This window comes from Aestuariivita sp. (assembly GCF_021404545.1).
Taxonomy (GTDB): Bacteria; Pseudomonadota; Alphaproteobacteria; order Rhodobacterales; family Rhodobacteraceae; genus Aestuariivita.
Window position 1 is genome coordinate 1 of sequence record NZ_JAAWWD010000056.1, and the last position, 6311, is coordinate 6311.

At 60.0% G+C, this 6311-nt stretch carries 7 protein-coding genes; all 7 read left to right on the plus strand.

All coding sequences use genetic code 11. The annotated features are described in order from the left end of the window. Positions 1-213: hypothetical protein (locus HEP69_RS17530; protein ID WP_290559787.1), on the plus strand; the 213-nt coding region annotated here is incomplete at its 5' end. Positions 214-331: 118 nt separating this feature from the next. Beyond that, entirely contained in the window at positions 332-751 is a 420-nt protein-coding gene (locus HEP69_RS17535) for a hypothetical protein (protein WP_290559788.1), read from the plus strand. Between the two features lie 48 nt (positions 752-799). Then, the gene (locus tag HEP69_RS17540; protein WP_290559789.1) at positions 800-1972 is read left to right on the plus strand and encodes a hypothetical protein; all 1173 of its coding nucleotides are present in this window, start codon (positions 800-802) and stop codon (positions 1970-1972) included. Between the two features lie 79 nt (positions 1973-2051). Next, positions 2052-3575 (plus strand): TylF/MycF/NovP-related O-methyltransferase, encoded by a 1524-nt coding sequence (locus HEP69_RS17545; protein ID WP_290559790.1) that lies wholly within the window; start codon positions 2052-2054, stop codon positions 3573-3575. Positions 3576-3587: 12 nt separating this feature from the next. Next, the gene (locus tag HEP69_RS17550; RefSeq protein ID WP_290559791.1) at positions 3588-4223 is read left to right on the plus strand and encodes a CmcI family methyltransferase; all 636 of its coding nucleotides are present in this window, start codon (positions 3588-3590) and stop codon (positions 4221-4223) included. 30 nt (positions 4224-4253) lie between these two features. Further along, positions 4254-5138 carry a glycosyltransferase family A protein gene (locus HEP69_RS17555; protein ID WP_290559792.1) on the plus strand — a complete coding sequence of 295 codons (885 nt, stop codon included), beginning with the start codon at positions 4254-4256 and terminating at the stop codon, positions 5136-5138. A gap of 69 nt (positions 5139-5207) precedes the next feature. Then, on the plus strand, positions 5208-6311 hold a 1104-nt coding region (locus HEP69_RS17560), incomplete at its 3' end, for a permease (protein ID WP_290559793.1).

Consider the following 6311-nt stretch of genomic DNA (forward strand, 5'->3'; position numbering starts at 1 on the left):
TTCCCGGGGGGGGGGGGCTCGCCGAGGGTTAAATGGGGCCAGAGTTGGCTGACCCTGGCCCAGGCCCCCGGGCTGGATACCGGCGCGGCGCCCCACGCGCTGAGCGCCCGGATGACCCCCAAGCAAATCAATACCGCTCAGGCCCGTGCCGCAGCGCATCGCCGGACATCCACCGCCAAACCCGCCACCGATGGGGCCGACAAGACCGATTGAATTAGCCTTTTTTGTGGGCAACCCAACATGTTCATGTCATATTAACGAAATAATGCCGCGCAGCGTCTCGATCTTGTTGGACGACGGTGACCGGCAGCACCAGCAGTCTGGAGGGACCATGTTTAACATCGTGCGCGGCACATCCCTGGCGGTCATCCTTGCGATGGCAGGGCCGGTTTGGGCTGCGGATCCTATAGAACAACATAATTCCAATGCGTTCTGGTTCGAGAACTTTATCGGACTGAGCAATGCACAACTGAAGGTGACCGCGCCGAATGGCGAGATCATCGTCGTCGAGGCCGCATCGGGTACGCCGGTCTTTCAGCTGAGCGGTGCCGAAGCTCTGGACGGTATCTACCGCTATGAGCTGGGGGCCGCGACCAGCGAGCTGGTCAAGATCGTCAACCCCGTCGACAATGGCCGCGGCGATGCCGCGCGCGACACCAAGGCCAAGCCGTTTTACACCTCGGGCCATTTCACCGTATCGCGCGGTGTGATCATCACACCCGAAGACATCCAGGAAGGCGACGACGGCTGACACCGCTGACTTGAACCGATAAATTGATAATTCCGGAGGGATTTTAGAATGAAACACATACTCAATATCGGCGCCGCGGCGCTTTTATCGACAACCGCATTGACGAGCGCATTCACGGGCGCGGCGCAGGCCACTCAAACCATCAACCAGGATCTGGTTGTCGTCGGCAGCCTCTGCGTGGGCACCGACTGTACCTCCGGCGAAAGCTTTGGCTTTGACACGATCCGGCTGAAGGAAAACAACCTGCGGATCCGGTTCCAGGACACCTCGGTCTCGGCCAGCTTCCCCAGCAACGACTGGCAGATCGTGGCCAACGAAAGCGGCAATGGCGGGGCCAACAAATTCTCGATCGAAGATATCGATGGCGGGCGCATCCCGTTCACCATCGAAGCCGGCGCCCCCTTGAACGCGCTTTATGTCGATGACGGCGGGCGGATCGGTATGGGCACCGGCGCTCCGCTGGTCGAAGCGCATATGTTGAATGGCGACAGCCCGACCCTGCGGCTGGAACAGGATGGCAGCTCGGGCTTTCAGTCCCAGACCTGGGATGTGGCCGGCAACGAGACCAACTTCTTTGTTCGTGACGTAACCAATGGCAGCGCCCTGTCGTTCAGGATCAGAACCGGTGCGCCGGCGCAATCGCTTTTCATCGACACGGATGGCGATATCGGGTTTGGGACGCAAACACCCGATGCACCGCTGGATGTCGAAGATAACGCGGCCACGACCCTCGCCCTGTTCCAGGGCAGCGGTGTCAAGGTCGTCGATGTGAAAAGCAACGACAACAACCCCGTGCAATACCGCCTGCAAAGCGATTCCGACAACCGCCGCCTTGTCGCCCTGAACGCGTCAGGCACACCACAATCGCAGGTGATTCTGGGCAACAGCGAAGTAAAGATCGCAGGCATCAATGACAGCGCCGAACTCTTTGCAACGTTCAGCGCGGCAGGCATCGTGACCAATATCGGCACCTGCACGACGGCCAACCCCTGTGACGGGGTCTTCGATCCCGAGATCTACGAGGTTCCGACAATCGAAGAGCACGCCGCCAAGATGTGGGGCAACAAATACCTGCCCGCAGTCGGTCCGACCCAGAATGGACCGGTCAACATGAATGCCAAGATGACAGGCATGCTGAATGAGCTGGAACATGCCCATATCTTCATTCAGCAGCTCAATGAGCGGATTGCCGTATTGGAAACCGCGCTGGACGCTCAATAACGCCGTCCAGACACTCGCATTCCAGGGGCCGGTGCGTTATCCGGATACGGACGCACCGGCCCCTTTTTATTGAGAACCCATGAAATACCTGTCTGCTCTGGATCTGTTGCACAACGGATTGCGGCCCCGCTCCTATGTCGAGATAGGCTGTCGCAAAGGGGTTAGCCTGGCCAGAGCGCGGTGCCCAAGCTTGGCCATTGACCCCGATTTCGAGATCACCGCCCCGCTGACGGCCCCGACGCGGCTTTTCCGCGAGACAAGCGATGTGTTTTTTGCCAAGCGCGACCTGACCGCCCTGCTGGGAGGGCCAGTGGATCTTGCCTTTGTCGACGGGATGCACCGCGCCGAATTCGTTCTGCGCGACATACTCAACCTGGAACGGCACTGCACCCTTCATTCGGTGATCGTCGTCGACGATGTGCTGCCCGAGGATATCGCCTGGACCACGCGCGAGCGTCAAACCCAGGCCTGGACCGGCGATGTCTACAAGGTGATCCCGTTTCTGCGCGACCACCGGCCCGATCTGCAAATCGAGGTGTTCGATATCGAGATGAAGGGCCTTGCTGTCATCACCCGGCTCAATCCGGGGGCGCAGCTGTCACCTGCCAGGCAGGCACAGGATGAGGCATACCTGGCGTCGGATGCCTCCGCGCTCGACCGCATTGCCGATATTCGCATCGCGTTGGCCCCTCGTCCAACGGCCGAATTCCCCGAATGCGTTGCCCGGTTCAAGGCGCGCCGCGGGTCTCTTGTACCGACCGGTGGCGGCTCCGCGACGGATGGTTATCTCGATCTGCTCAAACGCAGTCTGCTCAACGAGATCTATCTCGATGATGAATTGCGCCTGATCTATCTGCGCGATTGCCTGGCCGGCACGGAAACGTTTGACTATCGGGTCCTGCACGATATCCGAACGGAACGGGCCGATGGGTTGAAACGGCTGAAAGCCAGCCGCCAGATCGGCCAGTTTCCCGACCGCAAGATCGAGAAATCCGGGTTCAGCCACACGATGATGGGCCGGTTGCGCCTGGACAGCCTGCATGCCTGTCTGGACGACATACTTGCCCGCCAGATACCGGGTGATCTTGTGGAATGCGGTGTCTGGCGCGGCGGCGGATGTATCCTGATGGCGGGGTGGTTGAAAGCACATGGTCTGAGGGACCGCAAAGTGCTGGTGGCCGACAGTTTCGAGGGTTTGCCGCCCCCCACCCATACCGAAGACGGAACGCTGGACCTGACCAAGGAAAAATTCCCGCAGCTTGCCATCTCTGAAACGGCGGTTCGGGACAATTTCGCAGCCTATAATCTGCTGGATGACAACGTCACGTTCCTCAGGGGATGGTTTCGCGACACGTTACACGATGCCCCGACCCGCCAGATTGCTCTGCTGAGGCTCGATGGGGATCTCTATGAAAGCACCATTGATGCTATGAATGCGCTCTATGACCGGGTCAGCCCCGGTGGGATCGTTATCGTTGACGATTACGGGGCCCTGGAGATGTGCCGCCGCGCCGTTGCAGATTTCTTCTCGGCCCGGCACATGCCGCTTCCAGAGATGATCGAGATCGACTGGACCGGTGTGTATTTTCACAAGCCTCACTGATCGGCCCCTGACATGCGTTCTTTCAAAACCGCCTTCCCCGCCCCGATGCTCGATGCCTATCAAGCGGGCGTGATGCGCTATACCTACAAGGGCATCCGATGCCTCAAGAGCCCTTTGGACATCGCCATCTACATGCGGGTGCTGTGGGATTTGAAACCGCGGCTCATTGTGGAAATCGGATCGCATTCAGGCGGCAGCGCGCTGTTATTCGCGGATCTGGCGGACATGATGGGGCTGGACACCCGGATTGTCTCTGTCGATTTGGCGACACCCGAGGGGGTCACACACCCGCGCGTTCAGTTTGTTGAGGGAAATGTCCTCGATTTAGAGCCTGTTTTCGAAACACATGCGCTGTTCGGGATACCCCATCCCTGGTTTGTCACCGAGGATTCGGCCCATAGCTATGACGGCTGTCTTCGGGCGCTCTGCTTTTTTGATCGCCACATGCGCCCGGGGGATATCCTGGCCATGGAGGACGGCGTTCTGGACGAGCTGGGATTGTCGGCGCAATATCAGGGCGGCCCCAACCGCGCCATCCAGGACTTTTTCGCGACGACCCCCGGCCAATTCGAGATTGCGCTCGAATACTGCGACATGTTCGGACAGAACGCCACCTATAACCCCAATGGCTATCTGAAGAAGCTCTGACAACGACGTCACCCAGAAACCGGGCAGGCCATGCTGTTATCCATCATCGTCATTTTCCACAACATGCGGCGCGAAGCGGCGCGGACCTTGCATTCGCTATCGCCGGCTTACCAGATCGGTGCAGATGCGGACAGTTACGAGGTCATCGCCATCGACAACGGCTCGGACCGGCCGCTAGACCCCGAAACTGTTCGGGCGCATGGCGCCAATTACCGCTATTTGGCCTATGACACGCCGTCCATCTCGCCGGTTGATGCGATGAACCACGGGGCCAGCCTGGCCGAAGGCACGGCGCTGGCCTTCATCGTGGATGGCGCGCGAATGGCCACACCGGGTCTGGTCCGCGACACCCTTGCGGCGCTTACATTGGCGCGGGACCCGTTTATCGCGGCTCTCAGTTGGCACCTTGGACCCAAGGTTCAGAATGTCTCGATGCTGGAAGGTTATGATCAAGCGGCCGAGGATGCGTTGCTGGATGCCATTGTCTGGCCCAGGGATGGCTATCGCCTGTTCGAGATCTCCACCCTCGCACAATCCTCCGGGTGCGGCTTTCTCGGCGGGATGCCCTCGGAATGCAGTTGGCTTTGCCTGCCCCGGCAAAGTTTCCAGGCACTTGACGGATACGAGGCCCGTTTTCAATCGGGTGGCGGCGGGCTGGTCAATCATGACTTCCTCAATCGCGCGCTGTCCCGGCACGGCGTCACACCGATCGTGCTGCTGGGCGAGGGGATGTTTCATCAGTATCATGGCGGCGTGGCGACCAATGTCCCCCAGGCGCAGCATCCAATCGGCGCGTTCCGTGCAGAATATGAGCAGATCAGGGGCGAGGCCTTCAAACCTCACCCTGTCGAAAACGTACTCTATTACGGGCATATGCCCAAAGCGGCACAGGCCTTTGTCACCGGCCACAGATGACGTCACTTTTATCACCGACCGGCAGGTTTGAACCTACACTGGTCTTGCTGCCTAATGTATGTTTCGCACATGACTTCTTTGATCGTCCCTCCCTACAATCGTAGATTTGTTTTCGCGTCCCTGCTTATCGCGCTTCTGGCCTATCTGTTCTGGACCGGGTCGCGCTATCCGGCGCTCGATGAAAAGGCGATGATGTCGGGCGCGATCCAGCTGGAGGATTCGCTCAGCTTCGAGGCGATGTTCACCATCACCCCCGACATGAGCTTCGTCGAACAGGTGTTCTGGTCGACGCTGAATTGGATCAACACCAATAAAAAGGGCATGACCTTCGGCGTTCTGTTTGCCGCGGCCTTTCTGACCGGGGCGGGTTATCTCAAGACACGCAGTTTCAGGGGCGGGTTCTCCAATTCGCTTCTGGGGCTGGTGATCGGCACGCCGCTGGGGGTCTGCGTGAACTGTGCCGCCCCCATCGCGCGGGGCATGTATTCGGGCGGTATGCGGGCCGAAACGGTCCTGTCGGCCATGATCGCCTCGCCCACGCTCAATATCGTGGTGCTGACCATGACCTTCAGCCTGCTGCCGGTCTATATGGGGCTGGCCAAGGTCGCGCTCAGCCTGATCGTGATCCTGGGGGTGGTGCCGCTGATCTGCCGGATGCTGCCGCGCGATCAGGTCGCCCCACAGGTCAGCGCCCCCGACCCGGTTGCCTGGAGCGCTGCGGAACTGGGCCAAACCGGCCAGTCAGAGCCGCTGTGGAAGGCGCTCTGGGAAGTGGCGCGCAGCTATACCGCGAACCTGTGGTTCATCGTGAAAATGACCGTGCCGCTGATGCTGCTGGCCGGATTTCTGGGCGCGCTGGTGGCGACATTGCTGCCTGCCGGGCTGATCACCGATCTGCCCTTCATGTTCTGGGCACTGATAATCATCGCGCTGGTAGGCCTGTTCCTGCCGGTGCCCATCGCCTTTGACGTGGTGATGACCGGTACCCTGCTGGGGCTGGGGCTGGAGCAAGGCTATGTGATGGCGCTGTTGTTCACCCTGGGCACGTTCAGCATCTATTCCTTCTTCATCATCGCGCATACCGTGTCCTTGCGCGCCGCAAGCCTGTTGTCGGCGGCGGTTCTGGGCCTGGGCATCCTGGCCGGGATCGGCGCGCAACTACACGCCAGGCGC